Annotated in this window: 17 protein-coding genes; 6 read left to right on the top strand and 11 right to left on the bottom strand. The window is 64.7% G+C overall.

Annotated elements, in window-relative coordinates:
* The 5 genes from J4D28_RS27340 to J4D28_RS27320 all read right to left on the bottom strand — a co-directional run.
* A partial coding sequence (locus J4D28_RS27340; RefSeq protein ID WP_207246491.1) for a carboxymuconolactone decarboxylase family protein occupies positions 1-429 on the bottom strand: 429 nt, incomplete at its 3' end.
* A 216-nt stretch (positions 430-645) separates the two neighbouring features.
* Positions 646-2,085, bottom strand: coding sequence for a mechanosensitive ion channel family protein (locus tag J4D28_RS27335; RefSeq protein WP_009049973.1), 1,440 nt, complete (start codon positions 2,083-2,085; stop codon positions 646-648).
* Between the two features lie 412 nt (positions 2,086-2,497).
* Positions 2,498-3,124: an isochorismate family cysteine hydrolase YcaC gene (ycaC, locus tag J4D28_RS27330; protein ID WP_009049974.1), complete on the bottom strand. Its 627-nt coding sequence runs from the start codon at positions 3,122-3,124 to the stop codon at positions 2,498-2,500.
* 56 nt (positions 3,125-3,180) lie between these two features.
* Positions 3,181-3,864: an isochorismatase family protein gene (locus tag J4D28_RS27325; protein ID WP_028682082.1), complete on the bottom strand. Its 684-nt coding sequence runs from the start codon at positions 3,862-3,864 to the stop codon at positions 3,181-3,183.
* A 97-nt stretch (positions 3,865-3,961) separates the two neighbouring features.
* Positions 3,962-4,828, bottom strand: a complete 867-nt coding sequence (locus J4D28_RS27320; protein ID WP_103331731.1) for a pirin family protein — start codon at positions 4,826-4,828, stop codon at positions 3,962-3,964.
* A 107-nt stretch (positions 4,829-4,935) separates the two neighbouring features.
* Between J4D28_RS27320 and J4D28_RS27315 the strand changes: the two genes are divergently transcribed.
* The 3 genes from J4D28_RS27315 to dkgB all read left to right on the top strand — a co-directional run bounded on the left by J4D28_RS27315 (position 4,936) and on the right by dkgB (position 7,501).
* The gene (locus tag J4D28_RS27315) at positions 4,936-5,844 is read left to right on the top strand and encodes a LysR family transcriptional regulator (RefSeq protein WP_009049977.1); all 909 of its coding nucleotides are present in this window, start codon (positions 4,936-4,938) and stop codon (positions 5,842-5,844) included.
* 125 nt (positions 5,845-5,969) lie between these two features.
* Complete coding sequence (locus tag J4D28_RS27310; protein WP_009049978.1) at positions 5,970-6,509, top strand: PaaI family thioesterase; 540 nt, start codon at positions 5,970-5,972, stop codon at positions 6,507-6,509.
* 188 nt (positions 6,510-6,697) lie between these two features.
* Positions 6,698-7,501 carry a 2,5-didehydrogluconate reductase DkgB gene (dkgB, locus tag J4D28_RS27305; protein ID WP_009049979.1) on the top strand — a complete coding sequence of 268 codons (804 nt, stop codon included), beginning with the start codon at positions 6,698-6,700 and terminating at the stop codon, positions 7,499-7,501.
* Between the two features lie 4 nt (positions 7,502-7,505).
* Here dkgB and J4D28_RS27300 read toward each other — a convergent pair whose 3' ends face one another.
* From J4D28_RS27300 to J4D28_RS27275, 6 genes are all read right to left on the bottom strand, one after another.
* Entirely contained in the window at positions 7,506-7,985 is a 480-nt protein-coding gene (locus tag J4D28_RS27300) for a hypothetical protein (RefSeq protein ID WP_103331730.1), read from the bottom strand.
* A gap of 368 nt (positions 7,986-8,353) precedes the next feature.
* Positions 8,354-8,770, bottom strand: coding sequence for a hypothetical protein (locus J4D28_RS27295; RefSeq protein ID WP_103331729.1), 417 nt, complete (start codon positions 8,768-8,770; stop codon positions 8,354-8,356).
* A gap of 162 nt (positions 8,771-8,932) precedes the next feature.
* On the bottom strand, positions 8,933-9,649 hold the full coding sequence (locus J4D28_RS27290) for an MgtC/SapB family protein (protein ID WP_016702385.1): 717 nt from the start codon (positions 9,647-9,649) through the stop codon (positions 8,933-8,935).
* A gap of 322 nt (positions 9,650-9,971) precedes the next feature.
* Positions 9,972-12,737, bottom strand: coding sequence for a magnesium-translocating P-type ATPase (gene mgtA / locus J4D28_RS27285; RefSeq protein WP_103331728.1), 2,766 nt, complete (start codon positions 12,735-12,737; stop codon positions 9,972-9,974).
* Positions 12,738-13,327: 590 nt separating this feature from the next.
* Positions 13,328-14,662: a lysine N(6)-hydroxylase/L-ornithine N(5)-oxygenase family protein gene (locus tag J4D28_RS27280; RefSeq protein ID WP_009049983.1), complete on the bottom strand. Its 1,335-nt coding sequence runs from the start codon at positions 14,660-14,662 to the stop codon at positions 13,328-13,330.
* A gap of 131 nt (positions 14,663-14,793) precedes the next feature.
* The gene (locus tag J4D28_RS27275) at positions 14,794-15,276 is read right to left on the bottom strand and encodes a sigma-70 family RNA polymerase sigma factor (protein ID WP_016702389.1); all 483 of its coding nucleotides are present in this window, start codon (positions 15,274-15,276) and stop codon (positions 14,794-14,796) included.
* 333 nt (positions 15,277-15,609) lie between these two features.
* On the opposite strand from J4D28_RS27275, the gene J4D28_RS27270 reads away from it, so the two are divergent.
* The 3 genes from J4D28_RS27270 to J4D28_RS27260 are packed head-to-tail and all read left to right on the top strand — an operon-like array spanning position 15,610 to position 20,173.
* A complete protein-coding gene (locus tag J4D28_RS27270; protein WP_038633904.1) occupies positions 15,610-16,782 on the top strand; it encodes an efflux RND transporter periplasmic adaptor subunit in 1,173 nt (390 codons plus the stop codon).
* Positions 16,783-18,756: a MacB family efflux pump subunit gene (locus J4D28_RS27265; protein WP_009049986.1), complete on the top strand. Its 1,974-nt coding sequence runs from the start codon at positions 16,783-16,785 to the stop codon at positions 18,754-18,756. It begins immediately after the preceding gene.
* A 7-nt stretch (positions 18,757-18,763) separates the two neighbouring features.
* Positions 18,764-20,173, top strand: a complete 1,410-nt coding sequence (locus J4D28_RS27260; RefSeq protein ID WP_038633906.1) for an efflux transporter outer membrane subunit — start codon at positions 18,764-18,766, stop codon at positions 20,171-20,173.
* Positions 20,174-20,239: the final 66 nt, after the last annotated feature.

Raw genomic sequence — 20,239 nt, 5'->3', positions numbered from 1 at the left:
CATTTTGCGGAAACCCACGGCCAGGCGGTTCCAGCTGTTGATGGTGGCGATCGCCAGGCTCAGGTCGACCTGTTCGCTGGGGCTGAACTGGCTGCTCAGCAGCGCGTAGTCGGCATCCGGGGCGTGGGTTTCGCTGACCCGGGTCAGCGACTCGGTCCAGGCCAGGGCGGCGCGTTCGCGGTCGGTGAAGAACGGCGTTTCGCGCCAGACCGAGACCGCGTACAGGCGGCGCTCGGTTTCCCCGCTCTTGCGCGCGTCGGCGGTGTGCATGTCAACGCAGAAGGCGCAGCCGTTGATCTGCGAGGCGCGCAACTTCACCAGCTCGATCAGCGACTTTTCCAGGGGCAGTTTCGAGACCGCGGTTTCCAGCGCGATCATGGCTTTGAGGGCGTCCGGCGAAGCGGTGTAGAAGTCGATACGCGGTTGCATGGGGGTAGCTCCAGATCCAGTGAATGTGGCGCTACGTTAAGCCCGGGTGCAGTCCATACCAATGACCAATTCCGGCTAAGACCAGGTGACCAATGTCCCCCTCTCTTCTGTAGGAGCGCAGCTTGCGCGCGATAGCGTCAGTCCAGGCACCGCGGTGAATGGCCGCTGCGCGGATCGCGCGCAAGCTGCGCTCCTACAGAGGCTGTGTATTGACGGTCAGGCGCGGTTGCGCAGCCATTGCATGAAGCCTCTCTTCACCGCCGGCCGCGGGGTTTCCTGGGTCAGGGTCTGGGCGATGTGCTGGCGGAAATCCAGGAGGTTTTTCATCGCCTCGTTGATATCGCGCCGCGCGTCCAGGCACGGCTTGAGGTACTCGTTTTCGATGCGGTAGAGGGTGCAGAAGGTCTTGGCCGAGAAGTCCGCCGCGTTCGCCTGATCGGCGATGCCCGCCTCGCCTATCACTTCGCCCGGCCCCATGCGCCCGGCTTCGAACGGCTTGCCATCGCGGATCAGGCTGACCGAGACCACCCCCGACTCGATGATCAGCAGGTGATCGCTGACCTCGCCCGCCGGCAGGATGGTCTCGCCGGCGCGGAAGGTTTGCAGGGTCATGTTCTGGCTGAAGGTTTCCTTCTCCTCCTGGCGCAGGGTGGAGAAGATGCTCGAGCTGTCCAGCAGCGCCCGCGGGCGCGACAGGTTGGCCGCCACGCTGCTTTCACCGGTGGACAGCAGGCTGACGCCGGACGCCTGCAAGTGACGGAAAGCCAGGTCGAACAGCTGGTTGCGCACTTCGCGCTTCTGGCTCATGGAGGCCACGAAGCCGCTGATCTCGTACTCAACCCCGGCGTTGCCCGAGCTTTTCAGGGCCACGCTGGGGGCCGGCTTGGGGAGCAGGAAACGGCAACCGAGCATGGCCCGCTCCAGCGCCTCGATCACCGTTTGCGGCCGCGCATGGGGGCTGACCTGGAGGCTGATGGACAGCCCGTGCATATCGGCGGGACGGCTGAAGTTGATGATCTTGGCCTTGGCCGCCAGGGAGTTGGGGATCACCGCCATGCTGCCCTGGGAGGTCTGCAAGCGGGTGGCGCGCCAGTCGATGTCGGTGACCCGGCCTTCGGTGCCGTCGATGGAGATCCAGTCATCGAGCTGATAAGGCTTGGTGGTGTTCAGCACGATCCCGGAGAACACGTCGCTGAGGGTGCTTTGCAGCGCCAGGCCGACAATGATCGCCACCGCGCCGGAGGTGGCCAGCACGCCCTTGACCGGCAGTTCCAGCACATAGGCCATGGCGGCGATGATGGCGATCAGGAAAATCACCGCGCCCATCAGGTCCTGCAACAGCCGCCCGGTATGCCCGACCCGTTGCATCATCAGGGTGCCGAGCAGCACCGTCAGGGTCCGCGCGCCGAACAGCCACCAACCGATCTGCAACCCGGTGGCGGCCAGGTGCAGCGGCACGTCCTCCGGCCAGGGCGCCGCCTGCATCGGGTTCAGGCCCTGGTTGAACAGCAGCACGCTGTACAGGGTGAAGATCAGCACCCGCACCAGCAGCTTCCAGTAACCGCCCCGCGCGCCGATCAAGCGCCACAGCAGCATGTCCAGCAGGATCAGCACCAATGCGGCGAACAACGGGTGGTCGGCGAACAGAATCGACATCAAGCAACTCCAGCACAGTCAGAGGCGCGACAATCTCACACAAGCGACCTTGCAGGTATAGCCGGAAAAACAAAAACAGGGGCCTCATGGGAGGCCCCTGTCTGTAACGCCTTCGTTCACCTCTGTAGCCGCTGGCGCAGCCCGCGTTCGGCGGCGTAGCCGTCGTCAAGGACGAGCACGCGGTTCGACAGGCGGACCGCATGCCCTGGGTCGCGCTTGCTGCGCAAGCGATCGCAGCCTTCGGCAGCGGCTACAGGTATGGTCACCGTGTAGCCGCTGCCGAGCCTTGGCGAGGCTGCGATCGGCAACGCAGTTGCCGCAACCACTGAGCCCCGGACCTGCCTGGAAAATGCGTTGGCCGGTTTACGGGGCTGCGCCCCGATCGCAGCCTTCGCCAGCGGCTACCGGCAGGTCATTTGCCGGTGGTCAGGGTGGTGTAGCTGGTGATCAGGTTGCGGTAGTCCGGGATGTGGTTGGAGAACAAGGTGCCCAGGCCCTCGATGTCGTTGCGCCAGTCGCGGTGCAGCTCGCAGGCCAGGCCGAACCAGGTCATCAGCTGCGCGCCGGCGGTGGACATGCGGTTCCAGGCAGAATCGCGCGTCAGCTCATTGAAGGTGCCGGAGGCGTCGGTCACCACGAACACCTCGAAGCCTTCTTCCAGGGCCGACAGCGCCGGGAACGCCACGCAGACCTCGGTCACCACGCCGGCGATGATCAGCTGCTTCTTGCCAGTGGCCTTGATCGCCTTGACGAAATCCTCGTTGTCCCAGGCATTGATCTGGCCGGGCCGGGCAATGTACGGCGCGTCCGGGAACAGCGCCTTGAGCTCGGGCACCAGCGGGCCGTTGGGGCCGGTTTCGAAGCTGGTGGTGAGGATGGTCGGCAGCTTGAAGTACTTGGCCAGGTCGGCCAGGGCCAGCACGTTGTTCTTGAACTTGTCCGGGTCGATGTCGCGCACCAGGGACAGCAGGCCGGCCTGGTGATCCACCAGCAGCACGGCGGCGTTGTCTTTATCGAGACGCTTGTAGGCGGTAGTCATGGGATAGTCCTCGCTTCTTGTCGATACCGACTGGAAGTCGGCGTGGGGGTGCTGCTTCAGCGCTGGGAATCCAGCACTTCGTGTTCATTCGCCACTTGCTGGGCCTTGAGGTAGCTCTCGATCAGCAACTGATAGTGCGGCATGGCCTGGGCGTAGACCGCGGCCCACTGCTCGGCGTCCGGACGGTTCCACGAACCCTGCAGTTCGGAGAGCGTGGCCATGATGTCGATCGGCACCACCCCGGCCTGGGCCAGGCGGGCGATGGTCAGATCGGTGGCCAGCCGCGAATGGTTGCCCGAGGCATCGACCACCGCGAACACCTTGTAGCCTTCATGCACCGCGGCGATCGAGGGGAACGCCAGGCAGACGCTGGTCAGGGTGCCGGCGATCACCAGGGTTTTCTTGCCGGTGGCCTCGACCGCCGCCCGGAACTCGGGATTGTCCCAGGCGTTGATTTCGCCTTTGCGGGCCACGTACCGGGCATGGGGCGCTTCCTGGTGGATTTCCGGGATCAGCGGGCCGTTGGGCCCCTGGGGTACCGAGGCCGTGGTGATTACCGGCATCTGCAACAGGGTCGCGGCTTTCGCCAGGGCGATGGCATTGGCCCGCAGTTGCGGCACGTCCATGTCCTTGACGATCTGGAACAGGCCGCTCTGGTGGTCGATCAGCAGCATTGCCGCGTCGTTGGGGTCGATGGTCGGTTTCAGGCCATTGAAGTTGGCCGCGTTGAGGGTGTTCATGTGCAGTTCCTCTGGTGTCTAGGCATTTATTTAAGGCAACAGCCATCCCTGGCCCTGAAACCGGCCTACACATCCTGTGCAAGTCGGTAAGGGGGTGTCAGCCAGGCATCTGGCCGAAACGGCCGGACTGGAAGTCGACGAATGCCTGGTGGATCTCGGCCTCGCTGTTCATCACGAACGGGCCATGGCCGACGATGGGCTCGTCGATCGGTTCGCCGCCGAGCAGCAGCACCACCGCGTCGTTGTTGGCTTCCAGGCTGATCTGGTCACCATCGCGTTCGAACAGCACCAGCTGACCTTCGCGCACCAACTCCTGGCCATTGACCTGGACCGTGCCGCGCAGCAGCACCAGGGCGGTGTTGCGCCCCTGGTGCAGGTCGAGGGTCAGGGGCTTGCCGGCATTCAGGCGGATGTCCCAGACGTCGATCGGGGTGAAGGTGCGCGCCGGGCCCTTGACGCCGTCGAACTCGCCGGCGATCAGCCGCAGGGTGCCGGCCTTGTCCTTGAGGGCAATGGCCGGAATGTCGCCATCGAGGATGGTCTGGTAACCGGGGGCGGCCATCTTGTCCCGCGCTGGCAGGTTGACCCACAGCTGGACCATGTCCAGGGTGCCGCCGGACTGGGCGAACGCTGCGGAGTGGAACTCCTCGTGGAGAATCCCCGAGGCCGCGGTCATCCATTGCACGTCGCCAGGGCCGATCTTGCCGCCGCTGCCGGTGGAGTCGCGGTGTTCCACCTCGCCCTTGTAGACGATGGTCACGGTTTCGAAGCCGCGATGGGGGTGCTGGCCCACGCCACGGCGCCCCTGGGTCGGGCTGAATTCAGCCGGGCCGGCGTGGTCGAGCAGCAGGAACGGGCTGATGTGCTTGCCCAGGTTGTCGTAGGAAAACAGCGTACGAACCGGGAAACCATCGCCCACCCAATGAGACCGTGGGCTGGTGTAGATACCGATGATGTTTTTCATGCGGGTGCCTCCGACATGGGTGAGTTATTTCGTGGATACACCTTAAAACCCATACCTTTGATGCACTAGACTGCAAAAATCGTCCTTAGCGTTCTATTTGGAGAACGATGGTGGAAGACCTCAACACCCTCTATTACTTCACCCAGGTCGTCGAACACCGGGGTTTCGCCGCCGCCGGGCGCGCCCTGGACATGCCCAAGTCCAAGCTCAGCCGGCGCATTGCCCAGCTCGAGGAACGCCTCGGCGTGCGCCTGATTCACCGCACCAGCCGCCACTGCTCGCTCACCGAGATCGGCCATGAGTACTACCAGCGCTGCCTGGCCATGCGCGTGGAAGCGGAAAGCGCCGCGGAAGTCATCGAGCGCAACCGTTCCGAACCCCAGGGCCTGGTGCGCCTCAGTTGCCCGACCGCGCTGCTCAACTCCTGGGTCGGGCCGATGCTGACCCGCTACATGCTCAAGTACCCGCTGGTGGAGCTGTTCATCGAGAGCACCAATCGCCGGGTCGACCTGATCCACGAAGGTTTCGACATCGCCCTGCGGGTGCGCTTCCCGCCGCTGGAAAGCAGCGACCTGGTGATGAAGGTGCTGGGCAACAGCACCCAGTGGCTGGTCGGCCACCCGGACTTTCTCGCGCGGCTGTCGAGCCCCGCCTCGCTCGCCGACCTCAGCGGCCTGCCGAGCCTGCACTGGGGCTCGGCGCAGCGCGAATACCAGTGGGAGCTGTTCGGCCCCAACGAAGCCCTGGCGCAGATTCGCCACAAGCCGCGGATGGTCACCGACGACCTGATCGCCCTGCGCCAGGCGGCCCTGGCGGGGATCGGCATCGTCCACCTGCCCAGCGTGGTGGTGCGCGACGATGTGGCCGCCGGGCGCCTGGTGCAGCTGGTACCGGACTGGGCGCCCAAGTGCGGGATCGTCCATGCGATCTTCCCGTCGCGCCGTGGCCTGCTGCCGTCGGTGCGCACCCTGATCGACTTTCTCGGCGAGGAGTTCAGCCGCAGCGATATCACCTGAGGATGCGCTCCAGGTGAAGCCAGGCCGAATCTTCCGACCTGTGGCATTTTTGACACTGGCCGAAATAATATTTCGAACATAATATTTTGCTCGTCATCTTATTCCGCCCAGTGAGGAAAACGCCCATGCAAAGCCCATCCCGCGAGGCCACCCTGGCCCAGTGGATTGCCCAGGAACAGGCCATGCGCGCACGCCTGGCCGGTCCGGGCAGCCTGTCCCTGGCCGAAGTCAGCGCCCTCTCCCCCAGCGAATTCTTCGATGGCATCGGCAACGGCGAACTGCCCTCGCCGCCCATCGGCACGCTGATGGATTTCATCCCCATCGAATGGTCCGCCGGGCACTTCGTGTTCCAGGGCACCCCGGATGCCCGCCATTACAACCCGCTGGGCAGCGTGCACGGCGGTTATGCCGCGACCCTGCTGGACTCCTGCATGGGCTGCGCGATCCACACCCGGCTGAACAAGGGCCAGGGCTACACCACCCTGGACCTGCGCATCAGTTATGTACGGGCCCTGACCGGCAGCAGCGGGCCGATCCGCGCCGAAGGCAAGATCGTCCACCTGGGCCGCTCCACCGCCCTGGCCGAAGGGCGGATCTACGATGTCGATGGCCGCCTGTACGCCACCGGTTCCACCACCTGCATGATCCTCGAAGCCCGCGGCTGAACCCGTTGCGTGTGGGTTGGGTGATGGAATGGGGTCGCCCGGTTGCTCCTGTGGGGGCGTGCGTCGTCTCTGCGGGAGCCGGGGATATTCGTGATTCGCGGTAAAGATTCCTTTGCCTGTCCGGCGGTTTTTCTCAAAGGTGCGGACCGGGATACTCGTGGCCTTTCCACTGCCATCTGGAGTCATCCATGTCTGTACCTGCTTTCGGCCTCGGCACCTATCGCCTGCAAGGCCAGGTGGTCATCGACTCGGTCAGCACCGCGCTCGAGCTGGGCTACCGGGCGATCGACACCGCACAGATCTACGAGAACGAAGCCGAGGTCGGCCAGGCCATCGCCGACAGCGGCATCCCCCGCGACGAGCTGTTCGTCACCAGCAAGATCTGGGTCGCCAATTTCGCCCGCGACAAGCTGATCCCCAGCCTCAAGGACAGCCTGCGCAAGCTGCGGACCGACTACCTGGACCTGACCCTGATCCACTGGCCGTCACCGGACAACCAGGTGCCGGTCGAAGAATTCATGGCGGCGCTGCTGGAGGCCAGGCAACTGGGGCTGACCCGGCAGATCGGGGTTTCCAACTTCACCAACGACCTGATGAAACAGGCCATCGCCGCGGTGGGTGCCGAACACATCGCCACCCACCAGATCGAACTGCATCCTTACCTGCAGAACCGCAAGGTCGTGGAGTTCGCGCAAAGCCAGGGGATTCACATCACCTCGTACATGACGCTGGCCTACGGGGAAGTGCTCAAGGACCCGATCATCCAGCAGATCGCCGAGCAGCATCGGGCGACGCCGGCTCAAGTGACCCTGGCCTGGGCCATGCAATCGGGTTATGCGGTGATTCCCTCCTCGACCAGGCGCGCGAACCTGGAAAGCAACCTCAAGGCCTGTGCCCTGACCCTGGGTGAAGCAGACATGCGGCGCATCGCCGATCTGGAGCGCGGGCATCGCCTGACCAGCCCCGCCGGCATTGCACCGGCGTGGGACTGAGGTCCTAGCGCACCACGGCATTCAACCGAATGCCGTCGGGCGCTATTTCTTCCTCATTGGAGCTGCCGGGAAACGTTCCGGCCGCCGGGGTCCTGCTCCGGCGGCCGGTGTCGATGGCCCTCATCAAGCGGCTGATGGTCTCGTAGTCCGGCAACGGCAGGCTGCTGATATACAGCTTGCGTCGCGAGCCGGGTGGAATCGATGGCATGCCGAGAAGCTCGGAGTCATAGACCAGTACGTGACGGACCTGCGGGTTATCCATGCAGAACGCCACGATATCGAGCCGGGCCTGCAACCCCAGAGAGGCGTTGATGATCAGCAGGTCCATTGGCTCACTGCCATATTCCACGATGTTCAACACCTCGATGAGTCGATACATCGGTGCAATCCGGTAATAGCCCAGCTGGTTCAGCACCCGCTCGATTTTCATTCGATGAAAATGCTGTTCATCGGCGATCAGGATTCGTAACGTTTTATTCGGCATTTTTTCGCGACCATGAAAAAGTCTGAGATGACAGGCTCCAAGCCTACGAATAAAGGCTAGGGGAGCAGCCGAGTGTTTTCTCTAAGGTTTTTCTGAAAAGCCCTACTCCACATTACTAAAATACGGCTTTCCCCTACTTTTTAAGCCTGAAATGCTCGTTTCCCTGGGATATCCACGGGCATCGGCGGCATACACCCAGTATCGATGGGCAGCTTTGGGCCCTGCTTCTTGCCCGGCCCGGGGGAGACAAAAGGCCCGCCCGGCCCCGGCAGCGGCCATCGGAAAACCGCTGGCCAGGTGGTGGTGTCCGCCGCCAGCAGCACGACGCAAGCCCTGTTCCCAGCCACTGCGGGGGGCTATTCCAGTATTCAGCAGGTTCGGTCTTTGCCCGAGGAGGGAGGATTGATATGGGCAATGAAACGCAGGAGGATCTCCTGCGTTGCGCCCTGCACCCAGAGAATCTCCTGTAACACAGAAGCGCCGAGGACCACCGGCAATGCATGGTCGGTGCGGCCGCCGTAGATCATGGCATGGCGGATCTGCGGGTTGCCCTGGCAGAACGCGCCGGCGTCCACCCCGGCGGCGAACGCCAGCTCGCCGCTGAGCAGCAACAGGTCGAAGTTCTCGAAGGGCTCGCAGGAATAGTGGGTCAGGGTTACCAGTTCGCGGAAAGCCTCCACCGTGGCGACGCGAAAGTAACCCAGGCCATTCAACACACGCTGGATGCGTCCACACCGTTCCCGGGACGCGTCGGCAATCAGTATTCTCAGGCGTTTGTTGGGCATCGGCGTGGCAACTCTCGGTTGAACACAGAGGTTCAACAGACTATCCGATGGCCCCCGGCCGACTCTTTAAGACGATTCGCAAAAATCGCTGTGAACAGGAGAATTTTCCCTCTCGGCAAAAACCTGCCGTTTACAGGCCCATCGACCCGGCGCTCGCGCGGTTCATTCGGTGGTACTGGGACTCCAGAATGCCTGCTCCACCAGGGCCGAGGTGGACAGCCGCGCCACCAGCGCGTCGAGTTCGTCGCCGTCCACCGAGGTGGTGGCCAGGGTGGCTTCGATCTCCACGTCGTCGTTGCCGAAGGCATGGACATCGATATCGCTGGCCGGGTAGTTGCTGCGCTCCAGCTCCGCTTCGAGCAGGGCGAACACGGCTTTCTGCTTGGAGCGATGGGCGATCACGTAGACGATGTTGGTAACCTCGGCGGAGATCACGTCCAGCGGCTGGCGGTTGATGTTGTTGACGATCGGCCGCAGCAAAGTATTGGCCGCCAGCACGAACAGCGTGCCGAGAAAGGCCTCGAGGATCAGGTCGGCACCGGCGCAGGCACCCACCGCCGCCGAGGCCCAGAGGGTGGCCGCGGTGTTCAGGCCGCGCACGTTGCCCTCTTCGCGCATGATCACCCCGGCACCGAGAAAACCGATGCCGGACACCACATAGGCCACCACCCGCACCGCGCCTTCGGCGCCGCCGAGACGGTTGGCCATGTCGACGAAAATCGCCGCGCCCACCGCCACCAGCACGTTGGTGCGCAGGCCGGCGGTGCGCTGCCGGTATTGGCGCTCGAAGCCGATCAGGCCACCGAGGATAAAAGCCGCGCTGAGGCTGACCAGGGTGTCCACCAGGGAGCTCAGGTTGATGTTCTGGAGTGCTTGCATGAATCAAGTCCTTGAGTACGCGACGGTCGGCGGGTGGATTGAGTCGTGGTCCATCGCGAGCAATCAGCTGTTCCTACAGGATAGGTGCAGTTTGTAGGAGCGAGCAGGCGCACCCCGACTGCCCGCGATGAGACCGGCCAGGGTGCCGGATATCTTGCACCGGCAGGTATTACGAGCAGATGGCGATTGCCGGTTAACCCTGTAGCCGCTGCCGCAGGCTGCGATCGGCCCGCAGGGCCGTGGCGATCGTGCCAACGCCGGAGGACCTGCGGTCCTGGCGCAGCCTGCGGCAGCGGCTACAGGATTTGGTGCGGCGTTGCGCTTATTGCCAGCCGAACCGGCGGATATAAAAGCCCTTCACCGCCTGGGTCAGCGCCATGTACGCCAGCAGGATCACCGGCAGGAACACGAAGTACAGCGACGGCAGCGCCTGCAGCTTGAAGTAGTGCGCCAGCGGGCCCATGGGCAGGAAGATGCCGATGGCCATGATCACCAAGGTCATCACCAGCAGCGGCATGGCCGCGCGGCTTTGCAGGAAGGGGATCTTCGGCGTGCGGATCATGTGCACGATCAGGGTCTGGGTCAGCAGCCCGACCACGAACCAGCCGGACTGGAACAGCGTCTGGCGGTCCGGGGTATTGGCGTCGAACACGTACCACATCAGGGCGAAGGTGCCGATGTCGAAGATCGAACTGATCGGCCCGAAAAACAGCATGAAGCGCCCGACGTCCGCCGGCTGCCAGCGCTGGGGCCGGGCCAGCATGTCCTCGTCGACGTTGTCGAACGGGATGGCGATCTGGGAAATGTCGTACAGCAGGTTCTGTACCAGCAGGTGCATCGGCAGCATCGGCAGGAACGGAATGAAGGCACTGGCCACCAGCACCGAGAACACGTTGCCGAAGTTCGAGCTGGCGGTCATCTTGATGTACTTGAGCATGTTGGCGAAGGTCCGCCGCCCTTCCAGCACGCCTTCCTCCAGCACCATCAGGCTTTTCTCCAGGAGGATGATGTCCGCCGCCTCCTTGGCGATGTCCACGGCGCTGTCCACCGAGATGCCGATGTCCGCGGTGCGCAATGCCGGCGCATCGTTGATGCCGTCGCCCATGAAACCGACCACATGGCCATTGCCCTTGAGCAGGCGGACGATGCGCTCCTTGTGCGAGGGCGTGAGCCGGGCGAAGACATTGGTGGTTTCCACGGCCTTGGCCAGCTGGGTATCGCTCATGCGCTCGATGTCGTTGCCCAGCAACAGGCCCTGTTGCTCCAGGCCGACTTCGCGGCAGATCTTCGCCGTCACCAGCTCGTTGTCGCCGGTCAGTACCTTCACCGCCACACCATGGGCGGCCAGGGCCTGGAGGGCCGGCGCGGTGCTTTCCTTGGGCGGGTCGAGGAATGCCACGTAACCGATCAGGGTCAGCCCCTGCTCGTCCGCCAGGCTGTAACTGTCGCGGCCCCGCGGCATCGGCCGGGCGGCCACGGCCACCACCCGCAGGCCTTCGCCGTTGAACTCGGCGGTGACCTGGCGAATCCGCGCCAGCAGCTCGTCGCTGAGCATTTCCTCGGCGGCGCCATGGCGCACCCGGGTGCACACCGCCAGCACCTCCTCCACCGCGCCCTTGCAGATCAGCAGGTGCGCACGCTCCTTCTCGGCCACCACCACCGACATGCGCCGCCGGTTGAAGTCGAAGGGAATCTCGTCGACCTTCTGGAACGCCGTGCCGACCCGCAGCTCGCGGTGCACTTCGACGTGCTCCAGCACCGCCACGTCCAGCAGGTTCTTCAGGCCGGTCTGGTAGTAGCTGTTCAGGTAGGCCATTTCCAGCACATCCTCGGACTCCTCCCCCCAGACATCCACATGCCGGGCGAGGAAGATCTTGTCCTGGGTCAGGGTGCCGGTCTTGTCGGTGCACAGCACGTCCATGGCGCCGAAGTTCTGGATCGCGTCCAGGCGCTTGACGATGACCTTCTTGCGCGACAGGAACACCGCGCCCTTGGCCAGGGTCGAGGTGACGATCATCGGCAGCATTTCCGGGGTCAGGCCCACGGCGATGGACAGCGCGAACAGCAGCGCCTCCATCCAGTCGCCCTTGGTGAAGCCGTTGATGAACAGCACCAGCGGCGCCATGACGAACATGAAGCGGATCAGCAGCCAGCTGACCTTGTTCACCCCGTTCTGGAACGACGTCGGCGCCCGGTCGGTGGCCCCGACCCGCTGGGCCAGGGCGCCGAAATAGGTGGCATTGCCGGTGGTCAGGACCAGCGCGGTGGCCGCGCCGGACACCACGTTGGTGCCCATGAACAGGATGTTGTCCAGCTCCAGCGGGTTGAGGGTGGCGGCGTCCTGCTGGCGCGGGAATTTCTCCACCGGCAGCGATTCGCCGGTCATCGCCGCCTGGCTGACGAACAGGTCCTTGGCGCTGAGCACCCGGCAATCGGCGGGGATCATGTCGCCGGCCGAAAGCTGGATCAGGTCGCCCGGCACCAGTTGCCGGATCGGCAGTTCCAGGCGTTGCAGGCCCTGGTGCGCCACCGCCGCGCCATGCAGCCTGGCGAACTCCGACGGCGCGCTATCGACCACATCGCGCCGCAGCACCGTGGCAGTGTTGCTGACCATCGCCTTGAGGGCGTCGGCGGCCTTGTTCGACTTGGCCTCCTGCCAGAAACGCAACAGCGTGGAGAGCACCACCATGGAAAAAATCACCGTGGCCGCCTTCATGTCTTCGGTCAGCCAGGAGATCACCGCCAGCAGGGTCAGCAGCAGGTTGAAGGGGTTCTTGTAGCAATGCCACAGGTGCGTCCACCAGGGCAGCGGCTGCTCGTGCTCGACCTCGTTGAGGCCATGCCGTTCGCGCAGGGCCTGGGCCTCGGCCTCGCTCAGGCCATCGGTGTGGCTGCCGAGGCGTTGCAGCAGGTCTGCGGCCTCGTCGTTGGCCGCGGCCACCAGGGTCTGCGCCAGGCTGCGCGGTACATCGCGGCTGACGCTGGCGTCGCTGAAGCTTTCCAGCAAGGCCAGGCGGCGAAAGTGCCGGGCGAAGTGCCGGGTCCGCAGGAAGCCGGCAAAAAACTCTTTGAGCAGGGTGAGGTTCATGGTGTGTCCCCTAACGGTCGGCGCTGGGAGACTCACAGCCAGGTCGGGTTCGCCGGCCGCGCGAACAGGCGCAGCCGTAGCGCGGCGATGCGTCAGGCATCACCCACTGTTGCAGTGTCGATGAGAAGGACATCGGGAACGGGCCCTGAAGGCCACGGTCGGGAAGCCGCCGCTCGCTGTTACGGCGAGACAACGGCGCAAAAAAGCGGGCGCGTTATCTTGCCGGGAAGGCGCCGGTTATCGAAACCGGCCGACTACTGTCACTCGAACAAGTACCCACTGTGGGTCTCCGCTTGATGGAAAACGCGCGAAGCTTACGCCGCGGTTTTTGCCGAGTAAATCGGCGGCAAAGGCCCGGGCGGGGGAATCGAAAAGTTCTTCAGCGAAGGTTCAGGAAGGGTCGGCAGCGAAGGCTGGATGCGGGGATTTTCGGGGATATCGAGAGGGTTGGAATGGGGGACGGCTGCGCCGCCCATCGCGGGCAAGCCTCGCTCCTACAGGTTGACGTCGATTTGCGTCTGTAGGAGCGAGGCTTGCCCGCGATGAGGCCCGAACATTCAACACAGAACTATCGGGCCCGACGGCCTCTATCAGCTGGCCGTGGCCAGCAGCAGGTCGCGCACCGAACGGCTGTGACGGCCTTTGTCGTGCTCGTACAGCGAGGCGGCGATTTCCTCGGCACGAATCGGCAATACCGACAGCAAGGTGTCGCTCAGGCCATGGCTGGCCTGGCTGAAGCCCTGGGTGTAGATGCCGGCCTTGCAGCGCTCGTCGGTGATGACCCGGTAGTTGCGGTCCACTTCGAAGTCGCCCAGGTAGGCTTCCAGCGGCGCCAGCAATGCGCGGTGGGTCTGGCGCTCGTAGCCGGTGGCCAGGATCACCGCGTCGTAGTGGCGGGTGCTCAGCTCGCCGGTGGAGGTGTTGCGCAGCACCAGTTCGATGCCCTGGGCGGTGGCGGTGGCTTTCTCCACGGTGGTCAGGGTGCGGAAGGCATGGCGGGCGATGCCGGAGACTTTCTGGCGGTAGAGAATCCCGTAGATGCGTTCGATCAGGTCGACGTCCACCACCGAATAGTTGGTGTTCTGGTACTCGTGGACCAGGCGCTCGCGCTCGCCGCTCGGCTGCTGGAACACCAGGTCGGTGAAGGCCGGCGAGAACACTTCGTTGACGAAGGGGCTGTCGTCCGCCGGCTTCAGCGCCGAACCGCGCATCAGTATGTCCACCTGCACCGATGGGAAGCTGTCGTTGAGGTCGATGAAGGCCTCGGCGGCGCTCTGCCCGCCCCCGATGATCGCCACGTTCATCGGCTTGCCGCTGGTGCATGGCTGGTTGGCCATGCGTTCCAGGTAGTGCGCGTGGTGGAACACCCGGCCGTCGTCCTTGAGCGCCTTGAAGGTGTCCGGGATCAGTGGCGTGCCGCCAGGGCTGACCACCACCGAACGGCTGGTACGGACGAATTCCTGGCCCTGGCTGTCGCGGGAAATCACCCGCAGTGCCTCGACCTGCTGGTTGTGCAGCACCGGTTCGATGGCCAGCACCTCTTCGCCGTAGCGGCTCTGCTCCTGGAAGTGCCCGGCGACCCAGCGCAGGTAATCGTTGAACTCCATGCGGCACGGATAGAAGGTGCCCAGGTTGATGAAGTCCACCAGGCGGCCGTGGTGCTTGAGGTAGTTGACGAAGGAGTACGGGCTGGTCGGGTTGCGCAGGGTCACCAGGTCCTTGAGGAAGGAAATCTGCAGGTCGCTCTGGGCCACCAGGGTGTTGCCGTGCCAGCGGTAGTCGGCCTGCTTGTCGAGAAACAGCGCGTCCAGCGGCCCCTGGATCTGGCCACGTTCTTCCAGCGCGATAGCCAGCGCCAGATTCGAGGGGCCGAAACCGATACCGATCAGGTCGTGAACGATGGTCGATGCAATTGCCTGTGTCATTTCCAGTGTCCTCTGGATAAATCCCTCAACGCGGGGAGAAATCGACGGTGACCTGATCGGCCCATGGCGAGGCAGCAGGTCGTCTGTTGAGTAGGAACGAGGACAGTGAAAAAAAATTTAACAAAGAAGGATCAATGGGCGTCCCACTGCCGGACCCGCACCCGGCAATGTTTCATCGCGTTGACGATGTGCTTCTCCACCAGGCTGCGGGAGATCCCCAGGCGCTCGGCGATCTCGGGGTGGGACAGGCCTTCGAGCTTGCGCAGCAGGAAGCTTTCCCGGCACAGCGCCGGCAGCTCCGCCAGCGCCCGTTGCAGCATGTCCAGGCGCTGGCCGTGGTCGATGCTGGTTTGCGGCGAGGGGCTGAAGAAGCGCTCTTCATTGTCGAGCACATCCAGCGGCTCGACCTGGCGCAAGGCGTTGCGCCGATGGCCATCGATCACCAGGTTCAGCGCGGTGCGATAGAGGAAGGCCCGCGGTTGCTCGATCGGCGTGTCGCTGGAGCGCTCCAGCACCCGCACGTAAGCGTCATGCACCACATCTTCGGCCACCTGCAGGTTGCCCAGCTTGGCGTTGAGGAAACACACCAGCTCGCGATAGTAGTTTTCCAACATGACTCCCGACCGCGATACGCGGCTTTTGTCCTTGAGCACAACCGGCGCCCCGCCCCTGGGCAGGCGATTCGATGATGGCAGTTTAGAAGTGGCGTAATTTATAGTAATTCTCATATAGATTTAAAGTACTGAGTCGATTCGCCGACTTTATTTTCTTCGTCTACATTTTTCGCCCCAGCTGTAACTCCATGTGTCCATGCTTAAATTCCCTCTGTTTTCCCTCGTTTACCTGACAGCTCCCCGTATCTGTCGCTCCATCGACAGCCTCCAGCCAGCGCCCATGCCACGGGCCAGGCCGGACGACGGGCCGATTTCCATTGGCCGGAACCCTGCATGAAACGTCCCCGTCATCCCCGACGCGCCCTGCTTGTCACCCTGTGTCTGATTCCCATCGTCGCCCTCGCCGCCTGGCAGATCCTGCCGCCAGGGCGCGACCAGTTCGCCACCGTGCAGGTCAGCCGCGGCACCATCGAAAGCAGCGTGACCGCCCTGGGCACCCTGCAACCGCGGCGTTATGTCGACGTCGGTGCCCAGGCGTCCGGGCAGATCCGCAAGATCCACGTCGAGGCCGGCGACCCGGTCAAGGAAGGCCAGCTGCTGGTGGAGATCGACCCCGCCACCCAGCAGGCCAAGCTCGACGCCAGCCGCTTCTCCATCGAGAACCTGCAGGCCCAGTTGCAAGAGCAGCGGGCGCAGAACGAGCTGGCCCGGCAGAAGTACCAGCGCCAGCAGAACCTCGCCGCCGGCGGCGCGACCCGTGACGAAGACGTGCAGACCGCCCGCGCCGAACTCAAGGCCACCCAGGCGCGGATCGACATGATCCAGGCTCAGATCCGCCAGGCCCAGGCCAGCCTGCGCAGCGACCAGGCCGAGCTGGGCTATACGCGGATCTACGCGCCGATGTCCGGCACCGTGGTCGCGGTGGACGCCCGCGAAGGCCAGACCCTCAACGCCCAGCAGCAGACGCCGCTGATCCTGCGTATCGCCCGGCTGTCGCCGATGACCGTCTGGGCCGAAGTCTCCGAAGCCGATATCGGTCACGTCAAACCGGGCATGAGCGCCTACTTCACCACTTTGAGCGGCGGCACCCGGCGCTGGACCAGCACTGTGCGGCAGATCCTGCCGATTCCGCCCAAGCCGCTGAACGAAAGCAGCCAGGGCAGCGGCAGCCCCAACAGTTCGAGCAAGAGCGGCAGCGGCCGGGTGGTGCTCTACACCGTGTTGCTGGATGTGGATAACGCCGACAACACCTTGATGGCCGAAATGACCGCCCAGGTGTTTTTTGTCGCCGAGCGCGCGCAGGACGTTCTTACCGCGCCGCTTGCCGCCCTGCAGAGCGGCGCCGATAGCGGCGTGCAGCTGGCCCGGGTGGTGGCGAAAAACGGTTCGATCGAGGAGCGCAAGGTGCGGGTCGGCATCAGCGACCGCTTGCGCATCCAGGTCCTGGACGGCCTCGACGAAGGCGATCACCTGCTGATCGGTCCCGCGCAAAGCAGCGGAGGCTGAATGCAGACCCCGCTGATCGACCTCAAGGACATCCGCAAATCCTACGGTGGCGGCGACACGCCGCAAGTGGACGTGCTGCGTGGCATCGACCTGTCGATCCACGCCGGCGAGTTCGTCGCCATCGTCGGCGCTTCCGGCTCCGGCAAATCGACGCTGATGAACATCCTCGGCTGCCTCGACCGCCCGACCTCGGGCGAGTACCTGTTCGCCGGGGAAAACGTCGCCCGCCTGGGCAGCGACGAACTGGCCTGGCTACGCCGCGAAGCCTTCGGCTTCGTGTTCCAGGGCTACCACCTGATTGCGTCCGGCTCGGCCCAGGAAAACGTCGAGATGCCGGCGATCTACGCCGGCACCCCGGCGGCCGAGCGCCATGCCCGCGCCGCCGCCCTGCTCGACCGCCTGGGCCTGGCCAGCCGCACCGGCAACCGCCCGCACCAGTTGTCCGGCGGCCAGCAGCAGCGGGTGTCGATCGCCCGCGCACTGATGAACGGCGGCCACATCATCCTCGCCGACGAACCCACCGGCGCCCTCGACAGTCACAGCGGCGCCGAGGTCATGGCGCTGCTCGACGAGCTGGCCAGCCAGGGCCATGTGGTGATCCTCATCACCCACGACCGCGAAGTCGCGGCCCGGGCCAAGCGCATCATCGAAATCCGCGACGGCGAGATCATCAGCGACACCGCCGACGACCACCCCGAGGTCCAGGCCAGCGCCAACAGCGGCGCCCTGCAGGCGGTGGACCTGCGCCAGCGCCTGGCCGACGGCAGCGAACACAACGGTGCCTGGAAAGGCGAACTGGTGGACGCCGTGCAGGCGGCCTGGCGGGTGATGTGGATCAACCGTTTCCGCACCGCCCTGACCCTGCTGGGGATCGTCATCGGCGTGGCCTCGGTGGTGGTGATGCTGGCAGTGGGCGAAGGCAGCAAGCGCCAGGTCATGGCACAGATGGGCGCCTTTGGCTCGAACATCATCTACTTGAGCGGCTACTCGCCCAACCCGCGCACGCCCGAGGGCATCGTCACCCTGGACGACGTCGCGGCCCTGGCCAACCTGCCCCAGGTAAAACGCATCATGCCGGTCAACGGCGCAAAGGCCGGGGTGCGCTTCGGCAACGCCGACTACATGAGTTATGTGGGCGGTAACGACACCAACTTCCCGGAGATCTTCAACTGGCCCGTGGCCCAGGGCAGCTACTTCAGCGACGCCGACGAACGCTCGGCGGCGGCGGTGGCGGTGATCGGCCACAAGGTCCGGGAAAAGCTCCTCAAGGACGTGGCCAACCCCATCGGCCAATACATCCTGATCGAGAACGTGCCGTTCCAGGTGGTCGGCGTGCTTTCGGAAAAGGGCGCCAGTTCCGGCGACAGCGACAGCGACGACCGCATCGCCGTGCCCTACTCCGCCGCCAGCATCCGCCTGTTCGGCGACCATAACCCGCAGTACGTGGCGATTGCCGCCGCCGATGCCAGCCGGGTCAAGCAGACCGAGCGCGAGATCGACGAACTGATGCTGCGCATGCACGGCGGCAAGCGCGACTTCGAACTGACCAACAACGCCGCGATGATCCAGGCCGAGGCCCGGACCCAGAACACCCTGTCGCTGATGCTCGGCGCCATCGCCGCGATCTCGCTGCTGGTGGGCGGCATCGGGGTGATGAACATCATGCTCATGACTGTGCGAGAACGCACCCGCGAGATCGGCATCCGCATGGCCACCGGCGCCCGCCAGCGCGACATCCTGCGCCAGTTCCTCACCGAGGCGGTGATGCTCTCGGTGGTCGGCGGCCTGGCCGGGATCGGCGTGGCGCTGATCATCGGCGGCATCCTGATCCTCAGCGAAGTGGCCGTGGCCTTCTCCCTGGCCGCGATCCTGGGGGCCTTCGCCTGCGCCCTGGTCACCGGCGTCGTCTTCGGCTTCATGCCGGCCCGCAAAGCAGCCCGACTCGACCCGGTCACGGCCCTCACCAGTGAATGATCGACCTATGAAAGCGCCCCTCAGCCTTATCGCCGCCAGCCTGTTGCTGGTGGCCTGCAGCGGCCCCGCGCCGCGCCCGGACAGTGGCTTGCAGGCACCGCCCGCCTGGCACTCGCCGCATACCGCGGCCGCGCAGCAGGACAACCGGCAATGGTGGACCCGCTTCGGCAGCCCGGAACTGGAGCGCCTGGTCGAACAGGCCCGCCTGGGCAGCCACGACCTGGCCGCCGCCATGGCCCGGGTGCGCCAGGCGCAGGCCAGTGCCGTCATTGCCGGCGCGCCCTTGTTGCCCGCCGTCAACGGCACCTTCAACGCCAACCGCCAGAAGCTCATGCGGGGCAACGGCTACAGCCAGCTGAATGCCGACAGCAACAACAAGGCCGTGGACTATTTCGATGCCGGCCTGAGCGCCAGCTATGAAATCGATTTCTGGGGCGGCAAGCGTGCCGCCCGGGACAGCGCGCTGCTGGGCGTGCAGGCCAGCGAATTCGACCAGGCCACCGTGGAGCTGACCCTGCTCAGCGGCGTGGCCAACAGTTACGCCCAGGTGCTGTCGCTGCGCGAGCAGAGCCGCATCGCCGAACTCAACCTGGCCAATGCGCAAAGCGTGCTCAGGCTGGTGCAGACCCGCTACGACTCGGGCTCGGCCACCGCCCTGGAGCTGGCCCAGCAGAAGAGCCTGGTGGCGGCGCAGCAACGCCAGGTGCCGCTGGTTCGGCAACAGACCGAAGAAGCCCTGATCACCCTCGCCGCCCTCCTCGGCCGGCCGGTACAGAGCCTGACCTTGAGCGACCAGCCTTTAGCCCGACTGAACTGGCCGGACATCGATGCCGGGGTGCCCAGCGACCTGCTGGCCCGCCGCCCCGATATCGCCGGCGCCGAAGCCCGGCTGGCGGCGGCCCGGGCCGATGTCAAAGTGGCGCGGGCGGCGATGCTGCCCAGCGTGACCCTGACCGCCAACCTCGGCTCCGGCGCCAACCAGTTCGATGACGTGCTACGCAGCCCCTTCTACAACCTGACCGCCGGGCTGGTGGCGCCGATCTTCAACAATGGGCGCCTGAGTGCCGAGCGCGACCGGGCCACGGCCCGCCAGCAGGAACTGCTGGAAAGCTACCGCGCAGCGATCGTCAATGGCTTCGCCGATGTGGAAAAGGCCCTCAACAGCATTCGCGGCCTGGACCAGCAGCGGCAATGGCAAGACGAAGAACTGAGGCAGGCGCAACGCGCCTTCGAGATATCCCAGAGCCGCTACCAGGCCGGCGCCGCCGACCTGCTCACAGTCCTGGAAACCCAGCGCACCCTGTACACCGCACAAGACCAGAACGTGCAACTGCGGCTGTCCCGGGTGCAGTCGAGCATTGCCCTGTACAAAGCCCTGGGCGGTGGCTGGAAGACACTCGAAACGAAGAAGCGCTGAATAAAGAGTCTCTAAATAAAACGCTGAAAAAAAGCGCGGGCCCTGCAACAGGACCCGCGCCGCTGC

The sequence above is a fragment of the Pseudomonas sp. GW531-T4 genome, assembly GCF_017349615.1.
GTDB lineage: Bacteria > Pseudomonadota > Gammaproteobacteria > Pseudomonadales > Pseudomonadaceae > Aquipseudomonas > Aquipseudomonas chlororaphis_I.
This window is presented reverse-complemented; position numbering and strand designations above follow the sequence as displayed.